Source organism: Kitasatospora herbaricolor (assembly GCF_030813695.1).
Taxonomy (GTDB): domain Bacteria; phylum Actinomycetota; class Actinomycetes; order Streptomycetales; family Streptomycetaceae; genus Kitasatospora; species Kitasatospora herbaricolor.
In genome coordinates this window covers 4,563,471-4,587,658 of the sequence record NZ_JAUSVA010000002.1, presented here as the reverse complement: position 1 = coordinate 4,587,658, position 24,188 = coordinate 4,563,471, and the positions used below count along the sequence as shown (strand labels likewise).

Annotated in this window: 19 protein-coding genes; 12 read left to right on the top strand and 7 right to left on the bottom strand. The window is 74.6% G+C overall.

What is annotated here, in order from left to right; translation table 11 throughout:
• Positions 1-31 precede the first annotated feature (31 nt).
• A complete protein-coding gene (locus tag J2S46_RS20495) occupies positions 32-568 on the bottom strand; it encodes a flavin reductase family protein (RefSeq protein WP_229912217.1) in 537 nt (178 codons plus the stop codon).
• A 9-nt stretch (positions 569-577) separates the two neighbouring features.
• The gene (locus J2S46_RS20490; protein WP_191288574.1) at positions 578-775 is read right to left on the bottom strand and encodes a hypothetical protein; all 198 of its coding nucleotides are present in this window, start codon (positions 773-775) and stop codon (positions 578-580) included.
• Between the two features lie 405 nt (positions 776-1,180).
• Between J2S46_RS20490 and J2S46_RS20485 the strand changes: the two genes are divergently transcribed.
• The 6 genes from J2S46_RS20485 (at position 1,181) to cs1 (ending at position 9,450) form a co-directional block, all read left to right on the top strand.
• Positions 1,181-2,194: a helix-turn-helix transcriptional regulator gene (locus tag J2S46_RS20485; RefSeq protein ID WP_191288575.1), complete on the top strand. Its 1,014-nt coding sequence runs from the start codon at positions 1,181-1,183 to the stop codon at positions 2,192-2,194.
• A gap of 597 nt (positions 2,195-2,791) precedes the next feature.
• The gene (locus J2S46_RS20480) at positions 2,792-4,513 is read left to right on the top strand and encodes a thiamine pyrophosphate-binding protein (RefSeq protein ID WP_191288576.1); all 1,722 of its coding nucleotides are present in this window, start codon (positions 2,792-2,794) and stop codon (positions 4,511-4,513) included.
• A 5-nt stretch (positions 4,514-4,518) separates the two neighbouring features.
• Complete coding sequence (locus tag J2S46_RS20475) at positions 4,519-6,084, top strand: asparagine synthase-related protein (protein WP_191288577.1); 1,566 nt, start codon at positions 4,519-4,521, stop codon at positions 6,082-6,084.
• A complete protein-coding gene (locus J2S46_RS20470) occupies positions 6,081-7,412 on the top strand; it encodes an ATP-grasp domain-containing protein (protein WP_191288578.1) in 1,332 nt (443 codons plus the stop codon). The genes J2S46_RS20475 and J2S46_RS20470 overlap by 4 nt, the downstream gene beginning before the upstream one ends.
• Positions 7,399-8,376 (top strand): agmatinase, encoded by a 978-nt coding sequence (locus J2S46_RS20465; protein WP_229912220.1) that lies wholly within the window; start codon positions 7,399-7,401, stop codon positions 8,374-8,376. The genes J2S46_RS20470 and J2S46_RS20465 overlap by 14 nt, the downstream gene beginning before the upstream one ends.
• 93 nt (positions 8,377-8,469) lie before the next feature.
• Positions 8,470-9,450 carry a clavaminate synthase Cs1 gene (gene cs1 / locus J2S46_RS20460; RefSeq protein ID WP_191288579.1) on the top strand — a complete coding sequence of 327 codons (981 nt, stop codon included), beginning with the start codon at positions 8,470-8,472 and terminating at the stop codon, positions 9,448-9,450.
• Between the two features lie 88 nt (positions 9,451-9,538).
• Here the strand turns inward: cs1 and J2S46_RS20455 are convergent, their stop codons facing one another.
• The 3 genes from J2S46_RS20455 to J2S46_RS20445 form a co-directional block, all read right to left on the bottom strand.
• Positions 9,539-10,633, bottom strand: a complete 1,095-nt coding sequence (locus tag J2S46_RS20455) for a GNAT family N-acetyltransferase (RefSeq protein ID WP_191288580.1) — start codon at positions 10,631-10,633, stop codon at positions 9,539-9,541.
• Entirely contained in the window at positions 10,630-11,901 is a 1,272-nt protein-coding gene (locus J2S46_RS20450) for an MFS transporter (protein WP_191288581.1), read from the bottom strand. Before J2S46_RS20450 ends, J2S46_RS20455 begins: the two co-directional genes overlap by 4 nt.
• A 91-nt stretch (positions 11,902-11,992) precedes the next feature.
• The gene (locus J2S46_RS20445; RefSeq protein WP_191288582.1) at positions 11,993-13,108 is read right to left on the bottom strand and encodes a GNAT family N-acetyltransferase; all 1,116 of its coding nucleotides are present in this window, start codon (positions 13,106-13,108) and stop codon (positions 11,993-11,995) included.
• Positions 13,109-13,423: 315 nt separating this feature from the next.
• Here J2S46_RS20445 and argJ point away from each other — a divergent pair, with 315 nt between their 5' ends.
• Positions 13,424-14,578, top strand: coding sequence for a bifunctional glutamate N-acetyltransferase/amino-acid acetyltransferase ArgJ (gene argJ / locus J2S46_RS20440; protein ID WP_191288583.1), 1,155 nt, complete (start codon positions 13,424-13,426; stop codon positions 14,576-14,578).
• 24 nt (positions 14,579-14,602) lie between these two features.
• Here argJ and J2S46_RS20435 read toward each other — a convergent pair whose 3' ends face one another.
• Positions 14,603-16,264 (bottom strand): ABC transporter substrate-binding protein, encoded by a 1,662-nt coding sequence (locus J2S46_RS20435; RefSeq protein ID WP_191288584.1) that lies wholly within the window; start codon positions 16,262-16,264, stop codon positions 14,603-14,605.
• 500 nt (positions 16,265-16,764) lie between these two features.
• Here J2S46_RS20435 and J2S46_RS20430 point away from each other — a divergent pair, with 500 nt between their 5' ends.
• From J2S46_RS20430 to J2S46_RS20410, 5 genes are read left to right on the top strand one after another with little or no spacing between them, the layout of a single operon-like run.
• Entirely contained in the window at positions 16,765-17,340 is a 576-nt protein-coding gene (locus J2S46_RS20430; RefSeq protein ID WP_191288585.1) for a 2Fe-2S iron-sulfur cluster-binding protein, read from the top strand.
• Positions 17,337-18,329 (top strand): FAD binding domain-containing protein, encoded by a 993-nt coding sequence (locus J2S46_RS20425; protein ID WP_191288586.1) that lies wholly within the window; start codon positions 17,337-17,339, stop codon positions 18,327-18,329. Before J2S46_RS20430 ends, J2S46_RS20425 begins: the two co-directional genes overlap by 4 nt.
• On the top strand, positions 18,326-20,497 hold the full coding sequence (locus tag J2S46_RS20420; RefSeq protein WP_191288587.1) for a xanthine dehydrogenase family protein molybdopterin-binding subunit: 2,172 nt from the start codon (positions 18,326-18,328) through the stop codon (positions 20,495-20,497). The genes J2S46_RS20425 and J2S46_RS20420 overlap by 4 nt, the downstream gene beginning before the upstream one ends.
• Positions 20,498-20,557: 60 nt before the next feature.
• Positions 20,558-21,916: a 4-aminobutyrate--2-oxoglutarate transaminase gene (gene gabT / locus J2S46_RS20415; RefSeq protein WP_191288588.1), complete on the top strand. Its 1,359-nt coding sequence runs from the start codon at positions 20,558-20,560 to the stop codon at positions 21,914-21,916.
• A complete protein-coding gene (locus tag J2S46_RS20410) occupies positions 21,913-22,911 on the top strand; it encodes an aldo/keto reductase (protein WP_191288589.1) in 999 nt (332 codons plus the stop codon). Before gabT ends, J2S46_RS20410 begins: the two co-directional genes overlap by 4 nt.
• Positions 22,912-23,010: 99 nt before the next feature.
• Here the strand turns inward: J2S46_RS20410 and J2S46_RS20405 are convergent, their stop codons facing one another.
• On the bottom strand, positions 23,011-24,180 hold the full coding sequence (locus J2S46_RS20405) for a pyridoxal phosphate-dependent aminotransferase (RefSeq protein ID WP_191288590.1): 1,170 nt from the start codon (positions 24,178-24,180) through the stop codon (positions 23,011-23,013).
• Positions 24,181-24,188: the final 8 nt, after the last annotated feature.

Here is a 24,188-nt window from a genome sequence, read left to right as displayed (position 1 = left end):
GAGATGGTGGAAGGGGGCAGGGAGACACGGGTCAACCTGCGCTGCTGAAGCCGCCGTTGTGGAAGACCAGTGCGGGCGCGCGGCGCAGGACCCCGCAGGAGGCGACCTCGCCCAGGACCAGCAGGTGGTCGCCGGCCGGGACGAAGCGGGCGTCGCGGCACTCGAACCAGCCGAGGGCTCCGTCGATGAGGAGTCCGCCGCCGGGTGCCCGGCCCAGGGGTACGTCACCGAGGCCGGCCGGCCCGTCGGGCCGGCCCGATGTCGCGAAGCGTCGGGCCAGGTCCTTTTGGTCCCCGGCGAGGACGTTCACGGTGAAGGCTCCGGTGTCCGCGATCCTGGCGTACAGCCGGGCCTTGTCCTGAAGGCAGAAGAGCACGGTCGGAGGACCGAGCGAGACGGTGGTGAAGGAGTTGACCGTCATGGCGTGGACGGTGCTGCCCCGCCCGCCGGTGACGACGGTGACCCCGGTCGGCAGCATCCGGGCCGCGGAGCGGAGGTCGGGGTCCTGCTCGGGCGGGGCGGGCCCGTCGGGATGCTCCGCCCGGTGGCTCGCGGAGAGTTGTTTCACGACGGCGGCTCAGCCCCAGGCGAGGTCGTCCAGGGTCTTCACGCTGGCGCCCGTCAGGCCGACCGCCTCGGCGGATCCGGCGGGCTCGGTGAGGCCCAGCACGGCGGTGGCGGCGAGCACGGCCACCGTGGCCATGAGTGCGGCCAGGCCGCGACGCCGGCCGGTACAACTGGAGTCGGTGCTGACGATCATGTGACGTGCACTCACGGTGGAGCCCCCTCGAACGCGGTGATCTTCGGCCGGTGGCGGTCGAAGGCCCCCCGGTCGTCAGCCTCAGCATGGCCCGCCGGGCGGTCGTCGTACAGGTGGTCCCGATGTCCGCGAGAGGCCATGGCAGAACATGGACATGGACAAGATTGTCTCGCCATGTGAGATCCGATCGATCTGTGGGTACCACCGGCCACGAACAGGAAGGTCTTTCGTCCGATCGGCAATTCTCCGAAGAATCTCCTTTCTCATTCGGTGCAAACCTGATAATTTGTACGCGAAACAGAAGTTCCTGGCGATCCTTCGCAACCGTCCCATCCCGGACTGCCGCGCAGAATGCATAGGTAAGCTGCAACCCGCCATCGCCGGCCGTCGAGGAGCGGTAGACCGAGGAGTTGACGTTCGATGACCCCGCCAGCCGACGCAGCCCAGGAGCTTTTCCGATTCCTGGCGGCCAAGCCGGGGGCGACCCTGCAGGAAGCACGGGAGAGCCTGCGACTCGACCCCGAGACCTTGGGGGCCGCGACCGCCCTGCTGGTCGAGAACGGGCTCATCCGTTCCGGTCCTGAGGCCGCCCCGACGCTCACCTCTCCGGAGGCCGGCCTGGCCCGGTTCCTCGAACGCGAGGAGGAGTCGCTGCTGCGCCGGATCGAGGAACTGCACACCGAACGGTCCGTCCTCGGCGCGCTCAGCGAGAACCTGATGCTGCTTCAGTCGGCCTCGGGCGGCGGGATCCGCGCGACCCTCCTGGAGGGCGAGTCCGAGGTGGTCGCCGCCCTGGAGAGCGCCGCCGCCCGCGCCCGCAGGGAGATCCTCAGCATGCATCCGGGCACGCCGTTGCCCGTCGACATGCTCGCCGACAGCATGGAGCGCAACCAGCAGGTGCTCGAACGCGGTGTGGTCATGCGCTCGATCCACCTCGACGCCATGCTCCGGATCCCCTACGGGCGTGCCCATCTGAGGTCCCTCCAGGAGGCCGGCGCCGAGGTACGGGTCGCCTCCGTGCTGCCGCTGCGGCTGATCGTCGTCGACGGCACGCTCGGCTACGCCTCCACGGCGCCGCGGGACGGACGCTTCGCGGCCCTGGAGTTCAAGGGACCTGAGGTCGTGCACATCCTCCTCCAGATCTTCGAGCACTGCTGGGTGCACGGCGGCGTCGTGCCGCCTTCCGCCGAGTCGGCCGGCCCGCGGACCGAGCAGGTCCCGGCCTGCGCGGAGCCCGAACTCGGCGAACGGGAACGTGCGTTGGTGCGGATGCTGGCCCAGGGCCTGAAGGACGAGGCGATCGCCCGCTATCTCGGGGTCTCCTCCCGTACCCTGCGCCGGCTGATGGCCGAGGTCATGGAGAACCTGGAGGCCGAGAGCCGGTTCCAGGCCGGCGTCCGGGCCATGGCGCGGGGCTGGCTCGACCAGCCCTGAGGCTCGGGCCCGCCGACCCGGGCCGTCCGGAGGCGACCGCAGCATGTATAGGTGCCGGCCTGACTGACTGTCAATTCCCTTGACATCGGCGGTCTGAGGTCGTTCACGCATGTCACCCGCGGTCCGCGGCCCCGCCGCCCGGCCGGAGCCGCGGCCCCGGCGCCGACCTACGTCCTGTTCTGGCCTTCTGCCCGCCGCCCTGCCCGCCGCCCCGGGTCGTGGTCCGCCGTCCGCCGGCGCCGCCCGACGCTGTCCGGGTGCGGACGAGTCCACTCCCGGACAGCGTCCGGCCGTGGACGCGGCCCGCGGCCCGGGCGGATGATCGGCGCACGGTCCTGCCGCGCCGTTCGCCCGGCGCTGCCCACCGACCGCCACCCGCCCGGGGGCCGTGCCGCTCGCGCACCGTCGCCGGGACACCGGCCGCCGACGGCTGCGGATCCGCCCGTCGCGCCCGCCCGTACCGGTACGGCCGCCCGCCGCACCGTCCGCCTCCCCGGCCGCCCGGCCGCCGACCGTCCGGACGCCGGGTGTCCCGTCCGCCCGGCGACCCCGCCGGGCAGCGGCCGGCCCACCCCGCCCAACCTCAGAGAGGTCGTCATGTCCCGTGTCTCCAGTGCCCCTTCCGAGCAGAACACCGCGGCCAGGCTCCTGCTGGAGCGGCTGCACGCGCACGGCGTGAACACCGTCTTCGGCGTGGTCGGCCGCGAGGCCGCCGCGATCCTGTTCGACGAGGTGGAGGGGCTCGACTTCGTCCTGACCCGGCACGAGTTCACGGCCGGTGTGATGGCCGACGTGCTGGCCCGGATCACCGGCCGCCCGCAGGCCTGTTTCGCCACCCTCGGCCCCGGTATGACCAACCTGTCCACCGGCGTGGCCACCTCGATGCTCGACCGCAGCGCGGTCGTCGCGCTCGCCGCGCAGTCCGAGTCGTACGACATCTTCCCGAACGACACCCACCAGTGCCTGGACAGTGTGTCGATCATGCGGCCGATGACCAAGTACGCGGCCGAGCTGCAGCGCCCGGCCGAGATCACCGACCTCGTCGACTCCGCCGTGACCGCCAGTCTCACCGAGCCGGTCGGCCCGAGCTTCATCAGCCTGCCGGTCGACCTGCTGGGCGCCGGTGTGCCGGAGGGTGCCGCCGAAGTCCCCGCGGCCCCGCCGCTGCCCGCGAAGCCGCTGGCCACCGTCGACGCCGACTGGCAGCAGAAGGTCACCGTCACCGCGGAGCTGCTGGCCGCCGCCGAGCACCCGGTGCTGGTGGTGGGCGCCGCCGCGATCCGCTCCGGAGCGGTCGAGGCGCTGCGCGCGCTGGTCGAGCGGCTCAACATCCCGGTCATCACCACGTACATCGCCAAGGGCGTGCTCCCGCAGGACCACCCGCTCGGCTACGGCGCCGTGACCGGCTACATGGACGGCATACTGGGCTTCCCCGCGCTGGAGACCCTGTTCGGCCCGGCCGACCTGGTCGTCACGCTCGGCTACGACTACTCCGAGGACCTCCGTCCCCCGATGTGGACCCGGGGCGTGGACAAGCGCACCGTGCGGATCGCCCCCACCGCCAACCCGGTGCCGCGGGTCTACCGCCCCGACGTGGACGTGGTCGCCGACGTCCTCGCGTTCACCGAGGCGCTGGACGCGGCCACCGCCGGCCTGGAGCCGAAGACCCCGCACGACATCACCCCGCTGCGCGAGCGGATCGCCGAGTTCCTGGCCGACGCCGAGGAGTACGCCGACGGCATGCGCGTCCACCAGGTGATGGACTGCATGAACTCGGTGATGGCCGCCACCGCCCGCGAGGGCGAGGGCACCATCGTCAGCGACATCGGCTTCTTCCGGCACTACGGGGTGCTGTTCGCCCGTGCCGACCAGCCCTACGGATTCCTGACCTCGGCCGGCTGCAGCAGCTTCGGCTACGGCCTGCCGGCCGCGATGGCCGCCCAGCTGGCGCGTCCCGAGGAGCCGGTGTTCCTGATCGCGGGTGACGGCGGCTTCCACTCCAACAGCGCCGACCTGGAGACGATGGCGCGGCTCAACCTGCCGATCGTCACCGTCGTCGTCAACAACGACACCAACGGGCTGATCGAGCTCTACCAGAACCTCGGCCACCGCCGCTCGCACGACCCGGCGGTGCGCTTCAGCTCCGTCGACTTCGTCCAGCTGGCGCAGGCCAACGGGGTCGAGGCGGTCCGGGCCGGCGACCGCGCCGAGCTGATCTCCGCGCTGGAGAAGGGCGCCGGCCTGGGCCGGCCGTTCCTGATCGAGGTCCCGATCGCGTACGACTTCCAGCCGGGCGGCTTCGGCGCCCTGGAGATCTGACCGCCATGCGGACCGAGCTACCCCCGGTGGTGGGGTTCCTGGTCGCCGCGGCCCCGGTGGGGGGCGCGGCGCCGCAGGCCCCCGCCGCGCGGTTCGCGACCGCCGGCCGGCGGTCGGCCTTCGCGGCCGAACCCGCGGGCCAGCTCTGGGCGGGGCACCTCGTCGCCGGCGCACCGGAGCAGGCCGCGCCCGGCGACGGGAACCCCGCCGGCTTCGCGACGGACGCCGGTGCGGCCCTGCTGCTCGCCGGTGAGCTGTACAACCGCGCGGAGCTGGCGCTGGCGCTCGGCGACCCGGGCGCGGCGCAGCTGCCCGACGCCCGGCTGCTGCTCGCCGTCTACCGGCGCTACGGCGCGCACGCCTTCCGCTTGGCCAACGGCCGGTTCGCCGCCCTGCTCGGCGACGGGACCCGGGTGATCGCCGCGAGCGACCACGCGGGCGGGGTACCGCTCCACGTCCGTCCGGTGCCCGGCGGGCTGCTGGCCGCCACCGAGGCCAAGGCCCTGGTGGCGGCCGCGCCCGGCGGGGCCGCCGGCCCGGTGCCGGGCGCCCGGGAGGTCCCCGGCGCACCGGGCCTGTACCAGGTCCCGGCCGGCGCCGTGGTGGTCTTCGGCCTGGACGGGACCGGGCCGGCGCCCAGGACCGTCCGGACCTGGACGCCCGCCCTGCACCGGGTGGTCCGCCCCGAGGGCGAGGCCGTGGCCGCGGTGCGCGCGGCCCTGGAGCGGGCCGTCCGGGCCCGGCTCGGCACCGGGCCGGCTCCGACCGCGGTGCTCTCCGGCGGCATCGACTCCAGCGCGGTGGCGGCTCTGGCGGCCGGCGCGGGGGCCGGCCTGCACACCCTCTCGATGGGCACCGACCGCCGCGACGAGTTCGCCGAGGCGCGCCTGGTCGCGGACCGGCTGGCCGAGGCGCACGGCAACACCACGCACACCGAGATCCGGATCGACACCGCCGAGCTGCTGGGCGAACTGCCCTGGGCGGTCTGGGCGTCGGAGACGGACGACCCCGAGATCATCGAGTACCTGCTGCCGCTCACCGCGCTCTACCGGCGCGTCCCCGGCCCCGCCGGGCGGCGCATCCTCACCGGCTACGGCGCCGACATCCCGCTCGGCGGCATGCACCGGGAGGACCGGCTGCCGGCGCTGGACGACGCGGTCGCGCACGACATGGCGACCTTCGACGGCCTCAACGAGATGACCCCGGTGCTCTCCGGGATCGCCGGCCACTGGACCACCCATCCGTACTGGGACCGCGAGGTGCTGGACCTCCTCACCGGCCTGGAGGCCGGCCTCAAGCGCCGCTACGGGCGCGACAAGTGGGTCCTCCGCGAGGCCGTGGCCGACCTGCTGCCGGAGGCCACCGTACGCCGCCCCAAGCTCGGGGTGCACGAGGGCTCGGGCACCACCAGCTCGTTCACCCTGATGCTGGCGGAGTACGGGGTCGCCGGGGCGGATGTCGCGGCGGCCAAGCGGGCGGTGGTGCGACGCGTCCACCGGGCCGTGGTGACCGGCGGGACGCACCCCGCCGAGGTCGACCTGCGCAAGGTGGCCGAGGAGGTCACCCGGTGACGGCCGAGGGTGCCGGGCGGTACGCGGGGCTGCGGGGCAAGCGGCTGGCGTTGGTCGAGAGCATGCTGCACGACGCCTTCTCCGACGGCATCCACGCGGCCCGGGCCCTGGGCTGCGAGATCTGGCTGCTGATCAGGGACGTCGAGTGGTACACCGCCGGCCGGCCGTTCGAGGAGCACCCGCTGGCCGGGGTCGACCGGGTCGTCCGGACGGACACCCTCGACGTCGAGGCGGTGTTCGAGGCGCTCACCGGACCGTCCGGCGAGGCGCTGGTCGACGGCGTGCTGTCGTTCTCCGACTACCACACCGAGGTCGCCGCCCAGGTCGCCGAACGGCTGGGCCTGCCCGGCCCCGGGGCCGGCGCGGTGGCCGCGGCCAACCAGAAGCACCTGCTGCGCGAGGCGTTCGCCGGTGATCCGGGCAATGTCCGGCACCGACTGGTCGACGACCCGGCGCAGCTCGACGAGGCGGCCGCCGCACTCGGCTTCCCGCTGGTGGCCAAGCCGCCGGCGGAGGCGGTCTCCTACGGGGTCCGGCTGGTCCGGGACCGGTCCGGGCTGGACGAGGCCTACCGGGAGCTGTCGGCCGTCCGGCACAGCCTGCGGGGCCAGCCCCGCACCGGCGCGGTGCTGCTGGAGGAGTACGTCGAGGGGGTCGAGGTCAGCGTCGAATCGATGACCGTCGACGGCGTGACCCGCTTCTACGGGGTCACCTCCAAGGACCTGCTGCCCCCGCCGTCGTTCCTGGAGTGCGCGCACAGCTTCCCGGTGCCGCTCCCCGAGGAGCAGTGGCGGGAGGTCCGCGCCTGCGTCACCCGGGTGCTCGCGGCCATCGGCTACCGCCGGGGCGCGGCCCACACCGAGCTCAGGCTCACCCCCGACGGGCCCCGGATCATCGAGGTCAACCCACGGCTGCCCGCCCACCGGATCACCACGATGATCCAGGACACCCTGGGCGTCGACCCCCACCTGGAGGCCAAACTCCTGGCGCTCGGCGGCCGTCCGGAACCCGCCGGGCCGTCCGAGGGGCGGTCGTCCGCGGAGCTCCGGCCGGGCGGCGCCGCCGTCGTGGTCCTGTACCCGGACCGGCCCGGCCGGCTGCTCGGCGTCGACGGGGTCGAGCGGGCCTCCCGGCTCCCCGGCGTGACGATCAGCCTGCACGCCGAGGTCGGCCAGGCGCTGTGGAAGCGCACCGACAACTCCGCCGGCGTCGGCTTCAGTTACGCCACCGGCCGCAGCGCGGCCGACGCCCTGGCCACCGCCACCGCGGCGGCCGGCCTCCTCACCATCCGCATCCAGGGAACGGAACCGCCCGATGAGCAGTCCTGAGCAGTCGCCGACCGCGGAGCGGGTGCAGACCGTTCGGTCGCCGCGCTACGCGCAGCTCGCCACCTTCATGCGGCTGCCGTACGTCCCCGAGCCGCAGGGCCGGGACGTGGTCGTCATCGGCGCGCCGTACGACGGGGGCACCAGCTACCGCCCGGGCGCCCGGTTCGGGCCGCGCGCCATCCGCTCCGAGTCCGGGCTGATCCACGGCACCGGCATCGACCGGGGGCCGGGCACCTTCGACCTGATCGACGCGGTCGACGGCGGCGACATCGACCTCACCCCGTTCTCGATGGACCTGGCCATCGCCACCGCGACCGAGGAACTCGGCCGGATCGCCCGGGAGAACGACGCCTTCCTGATGCTCGGCGGCGACCACTCGCTCAGCCTGGCCGCGATGCGCGCCCTGCACGCCCGGCACGGCGAGCTCGCGGTCCTCCACCTCGACGCCCACAGCGACACCTTCCCGCCCGTCTACGGCGGCACCTACCACCACGGCACGCCGTTCCGGCACGCCATCGAGGAGGGGCTGATCGACCCGTCCCGGCTGGTCCAGGTCGGCATCCGGGGCCACAACCCGGCGCCCGACTCGCTGGACTACGCCAGGGGCCACGGCGTCACGGTGGTGACCGCCGACCGGTTCGCCGAACTCGGCCCGGCCGGTACCGCCGATCTGGTCCGGGAGCGCACTGCGGGCCTGCCGCTGTACGTGTCGGTGGACATCGACGTGGTCGACCCCGCCTTCGCCCCCGGCACCGGCACGCCGGCGCCCGGCGGCCCGACCTCGCGCGAGGTGCTGGCGCTGTTGCGGGTGGTCGGGGACCTGCGGCCGGTCGGCTTCGACATCGTCGAGGTCTGCCCGCCGTTCGACCACGCGGGCATCACCTCGCTGCTCGCCACCGAGATCGGGGCGGAGCTGCTGTACCAGTACGCCCGCTCGCTCCCCAGGAACCGCGGGACCGCCTGACCCCGGCCGGCCCCGCCGGCCGCCGGACCCCCTGACCGCGAGACCACCCTGACCGCGAGACCCCCTGACCGACCGACACCGAGAGGACCACCCATGCCCGACACGGCCGCACCGATTCTGGTCTGCGACGACCTCGCCGAGCCGCTCGACGCCCTGCGCGCCGAGCTGCCCACCGTGCCCCGCCAGGACCTGCCCGCCTTCCTCGCCGCCGCGAAGGAGGCCGCGGACCACCGTTTGCCGGCCGAACTCGCTTCCGCGCTGGACGACTTCAGGGAGAACGGGAACCAGAACGGCTACCTGCTGCTGCGCGGACTGCGTCACGAGGAGGAGCTGCTGCCGCAGACCCCCACCTCCACCCCGGCACCGGTGGAGCGGAATCTGCTGGCCATGGAGGCCTGGCTGGCCCTGGTCGGCCGCCGGCTGGGCCTGCCCACCGGCTACCGCGAGCTGCGGGCCGGCACGGTCTACCACGACGTGTACCCCTCGCCGGGCGCGCACCACCTGTCCTCCGAGACCTCGGAGACGCTGCTCGAATTCCACACCGAGATGGCCTACCACCGGGAACAGCCCAACTACGTGATGCTGGCCTGCTCCCGGGCCGACCACGAGAACAGGGCGGCCACCCTGGTCGCCTCCGTCCGCAACGCCCTGGCCCGGGTGGCGCCCGAGCACCGCGCCGAGCTGCTCGCCCGGCCGATGCCCTGTCTGGTCGACATGGCCTTCCGCGGCGACGACCCCGAGCTCGGCGCGATCGCCGACGTCCGGGTCCTGTACGGGGAGGCCGAGGACCCGTTCCTCGGCTACGACCGGGAGCTGCTGGCCCCGGACCAGGAGCCGGCCAGGGCCGCCCTCGCCGCCCTGTCGAAGGCGCTCGACGAGGTCACCGAGGCCGTCCACCTGCAGCCCGGCGACCTGATGATCGTCGACAACTTCCGGACCACGCACGCCCGTACGCCCTTCACCCCGCGCTGGGACGGCAAGGACCGCTGGCTGCACCGGATGTACATCCGCACCGACCGGCAGCTCAACGGCCCGGCCACCGCAGGTGAGGTCGTGGCCTTCGCCCCGCGCTGAGCGGCCGGCGCCCCGCCGGGCAGGACGGCGGCCCGTGGGCACCCGCCCACGGGCCGCCGCGCCGGGCGTCCCGGTCCGCCGGACGCCGCTACGGCCGCCGGAGCCGCCCGACCCAGCAGTCGTTGCCGGTCGTCACGCACCCCCGGGAGCGCTTCGCCTCCTCGCTGCCGATGCCGTACTGGATCGCCCGGACGCCGAACTCGGCGGCCCGCTCGACCGGGTGGTAGTAGAGCGTCTCGTAGTAGAGCGGCAGGCTGCCCTGGAAGCCGTAGTCGAATCCGGCCTTCACGGCATGCCACTGGTCGCCCCGGCGGACCAGCACGCCGAACCCGCGGACCTTGCCGTCCGCCACCGCCGACGCCACCAGCGCGTCCTCGCCGAAGGCCGCGAACAGCCGCCGCACGCCCCGCTCCGCGTGCTCCGGGGTCCAGCTGGTGAAGCCGTACTTGGCGAGCAGCTCCAGCTCCAGCGCGGCCAGCCGGGCCGGGTCGTGGGCGGACGCCGGGTCGAGCGACACCTTCACCTCGGCCGTCGCCAGCCTGCGGCGCTCGGCGCGCATCCGGCTGCGGCGATGCCGGCTGAAGCCGCCCAGGTACTCCTCGAAGCCGCCGGCGGGGACGTCGAGCCGGCTGAACCGGCCCGATTCGCAGGAGCGGTAGCCGCCCGCGGCCAGCACCTCGCGCAGCAGGCCCTCCCGCTCGTCGACGTACAGGAACCCCAGCGAGCGGGCGCCGGACTCCCCGGCCAGCTCCTCGGCCCGGGCCACCAGGGCCGCCACGTCCTGGCGTTCGGCATGCTCGGCGAGGGCCATGCCGGTCCGCCCGACATGCCGCCCGCCGCACACCAGTGTGGGCAGCAGGGCCTCGTCCGGCGGCCCGCCGAGGTCCGCGAGCAGCTCGCCGGCGCCCTCGGCGCCCCGCTCGGCGGCCCACCGGAGCACCGTGTCGGTGCGCATCAGCACCCACGGCGCGGTGGCGTCGCCCAGCACGGTCGCCAGCGCGGCCACCGGCCGGCCGGCCCGCCGCAGCAGCAGGTAGCGCAGCGGACGGTCGGCACTGGCCTCCGTCAGGCCGATCCACCGGGTGGTGAGCATGAGGTCCTCGGGCCGGACCAGGGCGTCCCACTCGGCGGCCGGCAGGCCGGAGATCCGGTCGGCCTCCAGGAACTCCAGGTCGGCACTCATCGGTTCACCTCTTCCTTGGCGGGTCCGGCGGCCGGGGACAGGACGCCGCCCGGGCCGGAACGGGTGTCGCGCTCGGTGTGCGCCAGCGCCGCCACCACGACGGTGAGGGCCGCGAGCACCAGCCAGAGCACGGTGGGCCGGGAGCCGACGACGGTGGCGAGCAGCGGCGTCAGGGCGACGGCCACCCCGACCGGGATCTGGCTGACTGCGAGGTAGGAGCCGCGCCGGTGCTCGGGCGCGAGTCCGGCCAGCAGCACCGTCACCTCCTGCATGGCGAGCAGCTCGCCGGCGGTCCAGACGACCACCAGGGGCACCAGCAGGGTCACCGCCAAGCCCGTCCCGAGCCCGCCGAGCCCGGGCAGCGCCGCGTACACGGCCAGGTGCAGCAGGCAGCCGGCGATCAGCACCCGGGCCGGCCGGTGGGACTCCAGCCGCCGGGCGACGGGCAGTTGCAGGAAGGCCATCAGTGCGGTGTTGAGGGTGAAGAACAGCCCGACGCTCCATGCGGGCAGGTGCAGCCCGCGCAGCAGGTGGATCGGCAGGGCGCTCTCCAGGGTGCCGGCGGTGAGCCAGAGCAGCGCGTTGGCCAGCGCGGTCCGGACGAAGCGGAGGTCTCGCCACGGCCGGTCGCCGCCGCCGTCGCCGGGCCGGTCGGCCGGGGACGCGGTGCCGGTCCTGCCCAGCCGGGTGTAGCAGAGCGCGGCGGCCAGGAAGCTGGCGGCGTTGATCAGGCCGAGGGCGTGCAGCCCGTCGCTCCGGGCCGCCACCAGCAGGCCGCCGAGCGCCGCACCGGCCCCGATGCCGGCGTTGCTCACCACTCGGGACAGCGCCAGCCACCGGCTCCGCTCCCCGGGCGGGGCCAGCGCCACCGCGAGGGTCGGGCCGGCCGCCTGGTCGGCGCGGAAGGCCAGCGCACCGACCATGGTGAGCACCACGAAGGCGGGCAGGCCCGGTAGGACGAGGTACCCGGCGAAGACCGCGGCCCGGACCAGCGCGGCGGTGATCAGTACGGTCCGCGCGCCCACCCGGTCGGTCAGCCGCCCCACCGCCGGCACCAGGGGCAGCACCACCAGCGACGCGACGGTCAGCGCGGTGCCCGCGACCCCGAGCGAAAGCCGCGACACCTCGGCGTAGAAGACCAGGGCGAACGGCAGGAAGAACCCCGTTCCCAGGGCGTTGACCAGGCCCGCGGCGCTGAACCAGCGCACGCCCGGCCCGCTCGGCAGCACGTTCCGCCAGCTGCGGCGGGCACCGGCGTCCAGGCTCACGGTGATTCCTTTCAGGAGGGGGCCGCCGGTGGGCGCGGCGGCCGGCGTCGGGGCCTGCGAAGGGCCCGGGTACGGGCCTGCGGGGGTCGGCTCAGGCCGGGGCCGGGCGGTCGGCGGCGTCCGGCCGCAGCACGTAGCAGCGCTGGGTGGTCGCCCGGCAGCCGCGCGAGCGCTTGGCCTCCTCGCTGCCCAGCCCGTAATGGATCACGCTGACGCCGTGCGCGGGGGCCTGCTGCACCAGGTGGTAGTAGAGGACCTCGTAGTACAGCGGAAGCCGTCCCTGGAAGTCGTAGTCGAAGCCGGCACGGTGGGCGTACCACTGGTCGCCGTGCCGCAGTTGCAGCCCGAAGCCCTGGACGGTGCCGTCCGCCACGGCGAGCGAGACCACGGCGTCGTCGCCGAAACGCTCCAGCACGCTGTGCAGGACCAGCTCGGTCTGTTCGGGCCGCCAGTCGGCGAAGCCGTACTTGGCCAGCAGCCGGGTCTCCAGCTCCGCCAGCCGGGGCAGCGGGGCGGCGGCCAGCGGTTCCAGCCGTACCTCGACACCGGCCGCCCGGACCGCCCGGCGCTCGGCCAGGATCCGGCGGCGGCGGTGGGCCGACAGCCGGGCCAGGTACTCCTCGAAGCCCCCGGCGGGCACGTCCAGCCGGCTGTGGCGGCCGGAGACGAAGGAGTCGTAGCCGCGTTCGTCGAGCACCTCGCCGAGCAGGGTGTCGTCCTCGTCGACGTAGAGGAAGGCCACCGACCGGCCGCCCCGCGCCGCGGCGGCGTCCTCGGCGCGCCGTACCAGCTCCGCGACGTCCGCCCGGGTGGCTTCGGCGCCGCACAGTACCCGGGTGCGTCCGAGGTGGCGGCCGCCGCAGACCAGTCCGGGCATCAGCGCCGGTCCGGCCGGACCGGGCAGGCCCGCCCGGAAGGCCTCGGCCTGCGGGAAGCCCTCGGCGGCGCAGTACTCGAGCAGGCTGTCCGTCCGGCCGAGCTTCCAGGGCTCGGCGCCGTCGGCGAGGGCGGTGGCCAGCGCGGCGACCGCGCGCCCGTCGCGGCGGAGGGTGAAGTACTCCATCGGCACGCCGGCGGTGTCCTCGACGGAGCCGAGCCAGCGGTGGCTCAGGAAGAAGTCCTGGGGGCCGACCAGGCCGTCCCACTCCCGCGCGTCGAGTTCCGCGGCGCGGCTGGTGCCGTTGACCTCCGGTGTGCTCGCGTTCACCTGTGACCCTCCGCCACCGTCGTTGCGTCAGCACTCTTCCGGCCGCCGCGGCCGGGGGCAACAGGCGGCCGCTGTCCAGGAGGTGACGTGGCCGGAACGGGACACCGCAGGACCTGGCCGGGTCATAAATATGCAGCTGGTGTCCGCGATGCTGTCTCGGTGGCTGCTCGGACGAAGTCCGGTTGAGCGTCATATTCCCTGCTCAGAAGCAAAATTGCGAGAGGCTGGGCGAGGCGTCGAGTGAAAGCATGGTGTCGGCCACCCCAGGAAGATATGCTGGATTCGGCATCTATATCCACCTGGAAGGGGACGGTCATGGACCTGGCAGTGCCGCAGGGGTATCGCTCGTACACCGCGAACATGGGGCTGAAGGACTCGGCCCACGACTTCGCGGTCGTGGTCTCCGAGGTGCCCGCCGTCTCCGCGGCGGTGTACACCAAGTCCCGCTTCGCCGGACCGAGCGTGGTCCTCAGCCGCGCCGACACCGCCGCCCACAAGAGCCGCGGCATGGTCGTCATCTCCCGCAACGCCAACGTGGCGACCGGCAAGGTCGGCGCGGCGCACGCGGAGGAGGTCCGCCGGCTCGCGGCGGCGAAGGCCGGGGTGCTGCCGGAGGAGCTGGTGATCGGCTCCACCGGGGTGATCGGCCGCCCGTACCCGATCGAGAGCATCCGGGAGGGCATCGCCGCGATCCCCTCGCCGCTGCCGCCCGCCGACTTCGAGGCCGCCGCCACGGCCATCATGACCACCGACACCCGGGCCAAGTCCGTCCACCTGCGCTGCGGCGACGCCGTCGTGGTGGGCATCGCCAAGGGCGTCGGCATGATCGAGCCCAACATGGCGACGCTGCTGACCTTCTTCTTCACCGACGCCGAACTCGCCCCGGACCGCCTGGACGCCGTGTTCCGCCGGGTGATCGACCGCACCTTCAACGCGCTCAGCATCGACACCGACACCTCCACCAGCGACAGTGCGGCCGTGTTCGCCAACGGCCTGGCCGGGCCGGTGGACGAGGCCGAGTTCGAGCAGGTGCTGTACCAGGCCGCGCTCTCGCTGGTCCGCAACATCGCCTCCGACGGCGAGGGCGCCAGCAAGCTGCTGGAGGTCCAGGTCACCGGTGCGCGGGACGTCGCCCAGGCCAAGCGGGTCGGCAAGATCGTGGTCAACTCGCCGCTGGTGAAGACCTCCGTGCACGGCGCCGACCCGAACTGGGGCCGGGTCGCGATGGCGATCGGCAAGCTCGACGACGACCTCGACATCGAGCCGTCCCGGATCCGGATCCACTACGGCGACCTGGAGATGTTCCCGGAGGAGCCGGACGACGCGATGCTGGAGCGGGCCCGGAAGTACCTGACCGCCGACGAGGTCGTGATCCGGATCGACCTGGGCATCGCCGACGGCGAGTTCACGGTGTACGGCTGCGACCTGACCGAGGGATACATCGAGCTCAACTCCGGCTACACCACCTGACAGCGGGGCGACGGGGGTGGCCCGCTACCGCGCCACCCCCATCGCCTGGATGTCGTAGAGCCCGAAGGCCGGGTGCACGTAGACGTTGGTGACCCCCGGGTTGCGGACGTGCAGGGTGCGGTCGTAGACCATCGGCAGGATCACCGCGTGCTCCATCACCGCGCGGTCCACCTCGGCCCACAGCCCGGCCCGCTCCTGCGCGGTGCCGGCGGACTGCGCCGCGTCGATCAGCGCGTTGACGCGGGGATCGTCCAGCTCGGCGAAGTTGTGGTTGCCGCCGCCGGGCTTGATCAGCCGGCCGTCCACCAGCGGGGCCAGGAAGCCGTATTCGGTGGGGTAGTCCGGCCCCCAGTCGGTGACCGCGAGACCCAGGCCCCGCTCCCGGACGGTGGCCGGCAGGCCGAGGCCCGTCCGGTAGTAGCCGGCGATGTCGAGCTCCGCCACCCGGGCGCGGATGCCCACCCGGGCCAGCGAGTGCGCGAGCACGTCCGCCACCACCCGGAACTTGCCGCGTTGGGTGGCGACGACCGTCTCGAAGCCGTCCGGCAGGCCGGCCGCCGCCAACTCGGCGCGGGCCCGCGCGAGATCCCCGCGACCGTCCGGCCCGGCCGGGTAGCGGTCGTACGGGCGGTGCCCCGGCAGCCCGGGCGGCAGCAGGCCCGCGGCGAGGTCGCCGCCGAACACCCCGCCGCCCCGCGCCTCCAGCAGGGCCACCCGGTCGGCGGCGTAGTGCACCGCCCGCCGGCAGTGGACGTCGTCGAACGGCGGCACCTGCGGCTGGATCGAGATGTACTGCAGGAAGTTGGTGACCGGGTTGTCGCTGCGAGCCAGCAGCGCCGGGTCCGCCGCGATCCGCCGCTGGCTCTCCAGCTGGACCCCGCGCCCCTCCAGGTTGATGTCGAACTCCCCGGCCAGCACCCGGGCGTCGACCTCGTGCGGGGTCAGGCCGACGGTCACGTCGATCTCGTCCGGCAGCGCGCTGCGCACCGGGTCGGTGGACCGGTCCCAGGCGGGGTTGCGGACCAGGCGCAGCCGCCGTCCGGGCCGGTACTCGCCGATCCGGTAGGGCCCGCTGGCCAGCGGGCGGCGCTCGTAGCCGGCCCCGGTGTCGGCGCCCGGCGGGACCGGCGCGCTGGTGGGCTGGGCCATCAGGTAGTCGAAGTCCGCGAAGGGCCGCCGCAGGCGGAAGACCAGCGTGTACGGGTCGGGGGTCTCCACTGCGCGCAGGCCCGGTCGCCCGGGGCGCGCGTCCCGGTACGGCCCCGGGTAGGGGTCGGCCGGGTCGTCCAGCAGCCCGATCAGGTAGGTCGGGCCGCCGGGCAGCACGTCCTGGGCGAAGACCCGCTCGACCGCGTACTTGACCTGGTGGGCCGTCACCGGCGTGCCGTCCTCGAAGCGGACCCCGCGGCGCAGCGTGTAGTGCCAGGTCAGGCCGCCGTCCGGGGTGCTGCCGGGGGCCACCGCCAGGTCCGGGACGACGCGCAGTCCGGCCGGCCCCGGCGAGGCGGCGAAGGCCATCACGGTGCGCTGCATGGTGCGCTGCAGCAGCCAGCTCCACACGTAGTAGGTGCGGGCCGGGTCGAGGGAGTCGACGTCGGCGGAGGTCACCAGGCGCAGGACGCCGCCGCGTTGTCCCGAGGGCCGGACGACCGCCGCGCAGGCAGCGTTGAACAAGGGGTCGGTCACGCTTCTCGCCTTCGGCTGTCAGGGGTGGCGCCGGCGGCCCGCCGGGCGCTCCGCGCCTCGGGCCCGCCCGTCCTGCGGGTGTCCGGCGCGCAGGGTCGTGGGCCTCGTGCGGACCAGGTCCGCCCGATCATGCGGGGCGGTTTCGGGTGGACGCAATGCCCGTCCCGGATACCGGACTTCGGCCGCTGTCCAGGTTCTGTCGTGTCCGATCTAGGACAGCGGATGCCACTTCCGGGACGGGACGGCACGGTGGACGATCGGTGGGCGACCGCTCCCGTGGCGAGCGACGGCCGGTCGCTCCCGGTCCCCCGGTCCGTCCTTCCGCCGCGGCTCCGTGCTGCCCCCGGTGGGTGTCCCCCGACGGATCCCCGGCACCCCGGAACGGTCCGGTCGGCCGCCGCCCGCACCCGCCGCCGAACCCAACCACCGCCGCCCGCACCCAGCTTCCGCCCCGCGCCCCGGCCCGGAGCGGCGGGCCCACACTCCGAGGGAGGCCGAGCATGGCTCCGACGACCACCAGCACCGTCACGCTGGCCGTCAACGGCCGGACGCACACCGTGTCCGTCGACCACCGCACGACCCTGCTCGACGCGCTGCGCGAGCAACTCGGCCTGACCGGCTCCAAGAAGGCCTGCGACCAGGGGCAGTGCGGCGCCTGCACCGTGCTGCTGGACGGCCGCCGGGCCGTCTCCTGCCTGCAGCTCGCGGTGGCGGTGCAGGGGAGGGCGGTCACCACCGTCGAGGGGCTGGCGGACGGCGACCGGCTGCACCCGGTGCAGCAGGCCTTCCTCGACCTCGACGGCTACCAGTGCGGGTTCTGCACCCCCGGGCAGATCTGTTCGGCCGTCGCCGTGATCGAGGAACACGCCGCCGGCTGGCCGAGCGCCGTGACCGCCGACCTGCGGCCCGAGGCGGCACCGGCCCGGCTCGACGCCGAGGAGATCCGGGAACGGATGAGCGGCAACCTGTGCCGCTGCGGCGCGTACGTGTCGATCGTCGAGGCCGTCGCCCGGGCGGCCGGTGCGGCCGGGACTGTCGAGGTCACCGCGGCGGCCGGTGCGGGGGCGAGGGCATGAGGGAGTTCGGCTACCGGCGGGCGGGCGACGTGTCCGAGGCGGTCGCGCTGCTGGCGGCGGAGCCCGGCGCGCGCTACCTCGGCGGGGGCACCAACCTGGTCGACCTGATGAAGTCCGGCATCGAGCGGCCGGAACTGCTGGTGGACGTCCGGGGGCTGCCCCTGGACCGGATCGGCACCGGACCGGACGGCGCGCTGCGGATCGGCGCGACCGTCACCAACAGCGACCTGGCGGCCCACCCCGAGGTGCGCCGCCGGTACCCGGCGCTGGCCCAGGCGGTGCTCGCCGGCGCGTCCGGCCAACTGCGCAACATGGCCACGGTCGGCGGCAACCTGCTCCAGCGCACCCGCTGCGGGTACTTCACCGACCTCGCCGGACCGTGCAACAAGCGGGTGCCCGGTACGGGTTGTCCGGCGCTGACCGGCGAGCACCGCAACCACGCGATCCTCGGGGCGTCCCCGCACTGCGTGGCCACCCATCCCTCGGACCTGGCGGTGGCGCTCAGCGCCTTCGACGCCGTGGTGGACTACCGGACCCCGGACGGGCCCGGCGAGCTGCCGGTCGCCGCGTTCTACCGGCCGGTCGGGGACACCCCCGAGCGGGAGACGGCTCTGCCGCCCGGCGCCCTGATCACCGGGGTGACCCTGCCGGCTGCCCCGGACGGCGCCGCCTCCCGCTACCGCAAGGTGCGCGAGCGCGCCTCGTTCGCCTTCGCCCTCGGTTCGGTCGCCGCCGTCCTCGACGTCCGGGCGGGCGTCGTGCGTGACGCCCGGCTCGCCCTCGGCGCGGTCGCCTCCCGGCCCTGGCGGGCCCGCGCCGCGGAGCAGCTGCTGATCGGCGGCCCGGCGACCGCGGCGGCCTTCGGCGCCGCCGCCGACGCCGAGCTGAAGGCCGCCGAACCGCTGCCCGGCAACGCCTACAAGGTGACACTGATCCGCAACCTGGTGGTCGCCGTCCTGACCGGCCTCGCCGAGGAGGCCGCCCGATGACGGCGCCGCCCGTGCCCGCCTCGCCCGTGCCCGTCCAGGCGGTGCCCGCCTCGCCGGTGGCCGGTGCGGCCGCGCCCGCCCCGGCCGTGGGCGCACCGCTCACCCGCCTGGAGGGCCGGGAGAAGGTCACCGGTGCCGCCCGCTACGCCGGCGACGTCGCGCACGCCGGGCTCGCCCACGGCTGGGTGGTCCGCTCGACCGTCGCCCGGGGCCGGATCGTGGCCGTCGAGTCCGCGCCCGTGCTGGCGATGCCCGGTGTCCTGGCAGTGCTGCACCACGGGAACGCGCCGCGGATGCGCGAGCTGGTGGCGGCGTTCGGGCCGGAGCCGCTGATCCAGATCCTGCAGAACGACCGTGTGCCGCACCAGGGCTGGCCGGTGGCACTGGTGGTCGCCGAGACCCTGGAGCAGGCCCGGGCGGGCGCCGGGGCGCTGGCCGTACGGTACGAGCGGGAGCCGCACGACGTGTCCTTCCACGCCGGCCGCCCCGACGTGTACACCCCCGCGGACTCGCCGTCCTGGGCGGCGGAGACCGAGAAGGGCGACATCGAGGCCGGACTCGCCGCCGCCCGGTACGTCGTGGACGAGGAGTACACCACGCCGGAGGAGCACCACAACGCGATGGAGCCGCACGCCGCGGTGGCCCGCTGGGCCGACGGCCGGCTCGACGTGGTCGACTCCACCCAGGGCCCGTACAACATCGCGCAGGACCTCGCGACGCTCTTCGGACTCGACCCGGCGGTGGTCCGGGTGCGGGCCGAGCACGTGGGCGGGGGCTTCGGCTCGAAGGGGACGATCCGTCCGCCGGTGGTGCTCGCCGTCATGGCGGCGACCGTGCTCGACCGTCCGGTCCGGGTCGTCCTGACCCGGCGGCAGATGTTCACGACGGTCGGGTACCGCAGCCCCACCGTCCAGCGGGTCCGGCTCGGCGCCGACGCCGACGGGCGGCTGCGCGCCTTCGACCACCAGGCGCTCTGCCTGACCTCCACGGTCCACGAGTTCATCGAGCAGAGCGCCGGTGTCGGACGGGTGATGTACGACGCCGACGCGCACCGCACCGTCCACCGCGCGGTCCGGCTCGACGTGCCCACCCCGCGCTGGATGCGCGGGCCGGGCGAGGCGCCGGGGGCGTTCGCGGTGGAGTGTGCGATGGACGAACTGGCCGAGCGGTGCGGCCTGGACCCCGTCGAGCTGCGGGTGCGCAACGAGCCCGCGGTGGGCCCGGTCTCCGGGCTGCCCTTCAGCAGCCGCAACCTGCTCGCCTGCTACCGGGAGGGGGCGAGGCGCTTCGGCTGGGCCGACCGCGACCCCCGGCCCGGGGTCCGCCGGGAGGGGCACCTGCTGATCGGCACCGGGACGGCCGCCGCGACCTTCCCGGCGGGAGCCGCCCCCTCCACCGCGTCCATGACCGCCGACGCGGACGGCACCTTCACGGTGCGGATGGCCGCGGCCGACATCGGGACCGGGGCCCGGACGGCACTGGCCCAGCTGACCGCCGACGCGCTCGGAGTGACCCCGGACCGGGTCCGGGTCCGGATCGCGGACAGCGACTTCGGCCAGGCGATGATCGCCGGCGGCTCGATGGGCACCCGGTCCTGGGCGCTGGCGATCCACCTGGCCGCCGCCGACCTGCGCGAGCGGCTGGCCGCCGCCGGCGGCGCCGTCCCGCCGGAGGGGATCACCGTACGCACCGACACCGCGGCGGCGGTCGCCGCGCTGGGGCAGCGGGAGCGGCACGCCTTCGGGGCGCAGTTCGCGGAGGTCGCGGTCGACGTCGCGACCGGTGAGGTGCGGGTGCGCCGGCTGCTCGGGATCTTCGCGGCCGGCCGGATCGTCAACCCGCTCACCGCCCGGAGCCAGTTGATCGGCGGCATGATCTGGGGGCTCTCCATGGCCCTGCACGAGGAGGCCGTCCGGGACGCCGCCTCCGGCGCCCTGGTCAACGGCGACCTGGCCGGCTACCACGTCGCGGCCGGCGCCGACGTACCGCTCGTCGAGGCGGACTGGGTGGACGACCCGGACACCCACGACCCGACCGGGATCAAGGGCATCGGCGAGATCGGCATCGTGGGCGGCGCGGCGGCGATCGCGAACGCGGTCTGGCACGCGACCGGCGTGCGCCACCGGGCCCTGCCGATCCGGCCGGACCGGGTCGTCCGCTCCTTCTGAACAGCCACCGGGCGGCTGCGGGCAGCCGCAGCCGCCACCGCACCGCACAGTGGAGGGTTCGTGACCGTCAACAGCGCACATGACCTGGCCGGGCGACGCGAGGTCGTCACCGAAGTACCCGGCCCGCGTTCCCGGCAGCTCCAGGAGCGGCGCCACAGGGCCGTCGCCCGGGGGGTCGGCAGCGCGCTGCCGGTCTACGTCCGGGCCGCCGGGGCCGGCCTGCTGCACGACATCGACGGGAACACCTTCGTCGACCTCTGTTCCGGCCTGGGCGTCACCGGGGTCGGCAACGCCGCGCCCGACGTGGTGGCGGCGGTCCGTGGCCAGGTGTCCGAGTTCACCCACACCTGCTTCCTGGCCACCCCGTACGAGGGGTACGTGGCGGTCTGCGAGGAGCTGGCCGACCTCACCCCCGGCGACCACGAGAAGCGCTCCGCGCTGTTCAGCACCGGGGCCGAGGCGGTGGAGAACGCCGTCAAGGTCGCCCGGGCGGCCACCGGACGGGCGGCCGTCGTGGTGCTCGACCACGCCTACCACGGGCGCACCAACCTGACCCTGGGCCTGACCGCCCGGAACAACCCGTTCAAGCAGGGCTTCGGCCCGTTCACCCCCGAGATCCACCGGATCCCGGCCTCCTACCCGTTCCGGGACCCGGCCGGGCAGACCGGCGAGCAGGCCGCCCGCCGATCGCTGGAGGCGCTGGAGCGCCAGGTCGGCGGGGAGAACGTGGCCGCCGTCGTCCTCGAACCGATCCTCGGCGAGGGCGGGTTCATCGTGCCCGCGCCCGGGTTCCTGCCGGAGATCGCCCGGTGGTGCGCCGAGTACGGCGCGCTGCTGGTCGCGGACGAGATCCAGAGCGGCTTCTGCCGCACCGGCGCCTGGTTCGCCAGCGAGCACGAGGGCGTGGTGCCCGATCTGGTGGCCAGCGCCAAGGGGATCGCCGGCGGGCTGCCGCTGTCCGCCGTCACCGGGCGGGCGGAGATCATGGACGCCGTGCAGGCGGGCGGCTTCGGCGGCACCTACGGCGGCAACCCGGTGGCCTGCGCCGCCGCGCTCGCCTCGATCGGTGTGATGCGCCGGGACGACCTGGCCGGTGCCGCCCGCCGGATCGAGCAGACCCTGCTGGGGCGGCTCAAGGACCTGCAGTCCCGCCACGAGGTGATCGGGGAGGTCCGCGGTCGCGGGGCGATGATCGGCGTCGAGCTGGTGCGCCCCGGCACCGACGAGCCGGCCCCGGAGCTGGCCCAGCGGATCGTGGCGGCCTGTCACGCCCGGGGCGTCTTCCTGCTGACCGTCGGGACCTACGGCAACGTACTGCGCTTCCTGCCGCCGCTGGTGATCCCGCAGGGCCTGCTCGACGACGCCCTCGACGTGCTGGAGGAGTGCTTCGCACAGGTCGCGGCGGGAGGCGCCGGATGACCCCCGCGCCGCTGCCGACCCGGCGGCTCGGCCCGCTGCGGGTCGCCGCCCAGGGCCTGGGCTGTCTCAGCACGACCTCGTTCTACGGCCGGGCCGACCCCGCCGAGGCGATGGCCACCCTGCACGAGGCGATCGACCGCGGGGTCGCCCTGCTCGACACCGCCGCCATCCACGGCATGGGCGCGGGCGAACGGCTGGTCGGCCGGGCCGTCGCGGGCCGCCGGGACGAGGTGCTGATCGCCACCAAGGTCGGCCTGGACCGGGCGCCCGACGGGACCTTCCTGGGCGTACGCGGTGACCGGGAGTTCGTCCGGCGCAGCTGCGAGGCCTCGCTGGAACGGCTCGGGGTCGAGCGCATCGACATCCTCTACAAGCACTGGGCGTACCCCGGGGAGCCGATCGAGGAGTCGATGGGCGCGCTGGCGGAACTCGTCGCCGAGGGCAAGGTGGCCCACATCGGGCTCTCCGAGATGTCCGCCGAGACGATCCGGCGCGCGCACGCGGTCCACCCGGTGGCCGTGGTGCAGAGCGAATGGTCGCTCTGGGCCCGGGAGATCGAGGCGGAGGTGGTCCCGGTCTGCCGGGAGCTCGGCATCGGCATCGTCCCGTGCTGCCCGCTGGGGCGCGGCTTCCTGGCCGGCCAGGTCCGGTCGGCCGCGGACCTCGACCACGAGCAGGACTTCCGGCGCGGTCTGCCCCGCTTCACCGGGACCAACCTCGGGCGCAACCTGGCCGTGGTCGAGGCGCTGCGCGAACCGGCCCGCCGGCACGGTGTCACGCTGGCCCAGCTCGCGCTGGCCTGGCTGCAGAACCAGGGCCCGGACGTGGTGCCGATCCCCGGCACCGCCGGCCGCGCCCACCTGCGGGAGAACCTGGCGGCGGCCGGCGTCGAGCTGTCCGCCGAGGAGCTGGCCCTGATCGCGGAGGCGGCCGCCCCCGGCAGCGTCCACGGCGACCGGTACCCGCCCGCCCTGATGTCCCTGGTGGGCAACTGAGGCGGGCAACCGACCCGCCCGCCCCGCCCCCGACCCCCGGCGGGGGCGTGGCGGGCGTCCCGGCCGGCCCGGACGCGGGCGCGGTCCTACGAGGTCCGGCTACGCGGGGCTCAGCCGCCGCAGCCGTTCCACCGCCTCCGCGAGGACGTCGTCCTTCTTGCAGAAGGTGAACCGGACCAGGCTCCGGCCGGCCTCGGTGTCGTCGTAGAAGACCACGTTGGGGATCGCCACCACGCCGCAGCGATCCGGCAGCGAGCGGCAGAACTCCAGGCCGTCCTTCTCGCCCAGGGGAGTGATGTCGGTGGTGATGAAGTACGTGCCCTCGGGCCGGAAGACCCGGAACCCGGCCGCGTCCAGCCCGTCGGCGAGCAGGTCCCGCTTGCGCAGCAGGTCGGCCCGGAAGGCGGCGAAGTACTCGTCCGGCAGTCGCAGCGCCTCGGCGACGGCGTACTGGAACGGGCCGGCGCTGACGTAGGTGAGGTACTGCTTGGCGGTGCGGACGGCGGCCACCAGCGGCGCGGAGGCGGTGACCCAGCCGACCTTCCAGCCGGTGAAGGAGAAGGTCTTGCCGGCCGAGGAGATCGAGACGGTCCGCTCGCGCATGCCGGGCAGGGCGGCGATGGGGTGGTGCACGCCGCCGAAGACCAGGTGCTCGTAGACCTCGTCGGCCACCACCAGCAGGTCGTGCTCGACGGCGAGGGCGGCGATCGCGGCCAGCTCGTCGGGGGTGAGGACGGTGCCGGTCGGGTTGTGCGGGGTGTTCAGCAGCAGCAGCCGGGTGCGCGGGGTGATCAGGGAGCGCAGTTCGTCCAGGTCGGGTCGGAACGCGGGGGCGCGCAGGGTGAGCGGCACCCGGGTGGCGCCGGCCATGGCGATGCAGGCGGCGTAGGAGTCGTAGAACGGCTCCAGGGCGATCACCTCGTCGCCGGGCTCCAGCAGGGCGAGCAGGGCGGCGGCGATGGCCTCGGTGGCGCCGGCGGTGACCAGGACCTCGGTGTCGGGGTCGTAGCCGAGGCCGTGGAAGCGCTGCTGATGCTCGGCGACGGCCTGCCGCAGTTCGGGGATGCCGGGGCCGGGCGGGTACTGGTTGCCCTGGCCGGTCAGCACGGCGCGGGCGGCGGCCTCGGCGATCTCGCGCGGCCCGTCGGTGTCGGGGAACCCCTGGCCGAGGTTGATCGAGCCGGTGGCCGTGGCCAGCGCGGACATCTCGGCGAAGATCGTCGTGCCGAGGCCTTGCAGCCTGCGGTTCAGCAGCGGCCTGGTACCCATTGCGGCTC

Coding starts and splice junctions, on each gene's coding strand:
- J2S46_RS20430 (WP_191288585.1), top strand. CDS start 16,765: ATGGCTCCGACGACCACCAGCACCGTCACGCTGGCCGTCAACGGCCGG.
- J2S46_RS20475 (WP_191288577.1), top strand. CDS start 4,519: ATGCGGACCGAGCTACCCCCGGTGGTGGGGTTCCTGGTCGCCGCGGCC.
- J2S46_RS20410 (WP_191288589.1), top strand. CDS start 21,913: ATGACCCCCGCGCCGCTGCCGACCCGGCGGCTCGGCCCGCTGCGGGTC.
- cs1 (WP_191288579.1), top strand. CDS start 8,470: ATGCCCGACACGGCCGCACCGATTCTGGTCTGCGACGACCTCGCCGAG.
- J2S46_RS20480 (WP_191288576.1), top strand. CDS start 2,792: ATGTCCCGTGTCTCCAGTGCCCCTTCCGAGCAGAACACCGCGGCCAGG.
- J2S46_RS20465 (WP_229912220.1), top strand. CDS start 7,399: ATGAGCAGTCCTGAGCAGTCGCCGACCGCGGAGCGGGTGCAGACCGTT.
- argJ (WP_191288583.1), top strand. CDS start 13,424: ATGGACCTGGCAGTGCCGCAGGGGTATCGCTCGTACACCGCGAACATG.
- J2S46_RS20405 (WP_191288590.1), bottom strand. CDS start 24,180: ATGGGTACCAGGCCGCTGCTGAACCGCAGGCTGCAAGGCCTCGGCACG.
- J2S46_RS20485 (WP_191288575.1), top strand. CDS start 1,181: ATGACCCCGCCAGCCGACGCAGCCCAGGAGCTTTTCCGATTCCTGGCG.
- J2S46_RS20455 (WP_191288580.1), bottom strand. CDS start 10,633: ATGAGTGCCGACCTGGAGTTCCTGGAGGCCGACCGGATCTCCGGCCTG.
- J2S46_RS20420 (WP_191288587.1), top strand. CDS start 18,326: ATGACGGCGCCGCCCGTGCCCGCCTCGCCCGTGCCCGTCCAGGCGGTG.
- J2S46_RS20425 (WP_191288586.1), top strand. CDS start 17,337: ATGAGGGAGTTCGGCTACCGGCGGGCGGGCGACGTGTCCGAGGCGGTC.